Genomic DNA, 488 nt, shown 5'->3' with positions numbered 1-488 from the left:
GAAAAACAATAAGATACCTATAGATGAAATTATAACTCATGTCTGGAGCGGAAGAGAGAATACTATAGTTAAAGGCAATGTCTCACAGTTAGCCTATCGGCTAAGAAGTAAATTATCCGCCATAGGGGATGCTATCCAGATATCTATTTCTATGAATAGTGGTGGACGTTGTAAAGTTCATCGAGACGCGATAACCATTATCACAACAAATAATGGAATTCTCTGCTTATTGCTCAAATCTCTACTGAATGTTAACAAAAACGACGTCATATAATCTTGGTTAGTTAGCCGGTAAGCAATCTTAAGACACTGACAATAACGACAGTTAAATTATAATTAAAGATGATCACAAGTAACAAATAGGATAAACATAAATAATTGTAAATGACTTGGATAGTATAGAGACTACAAGATATTATTTGAAATCCAACAAGTACGAAAAATTAACATAAAGCGACTATGATAAAAGGAGTTAGATCTATCCATTC

At 32.8% G+C, this 488-nt stretch carries 1 protein-coding gene; it reads left to right on the top strand.

Annotated elements, in window-relative coordinates; genetic code table 11:
- On the top strand, nucleotides 1-274 hold a 274-nt coding region (locus tag V2A85_RS24425; protein ID WP_420072653.1), incomplete at its 5' end, for a hypothetical protein.
- Nucleotides 275-488: the final 214 nt, after the last annotated feature.

Origin of the sequence: Yersinia sp. 1252 StPb PI, from assembly GCF_048593885.1 — a bacterium.
Lineage (GTDB): Bacteria > Pseudomonadota > Gammaproteobacteria > Enterobacterales > Enterobacteriaceae > Yersinia > Yersinia enterocolitica_E.
Note: the sequence above shows the minus strand (reverse complement) of the source record. Positions and strands in the feature narration are given on the sequence as shown.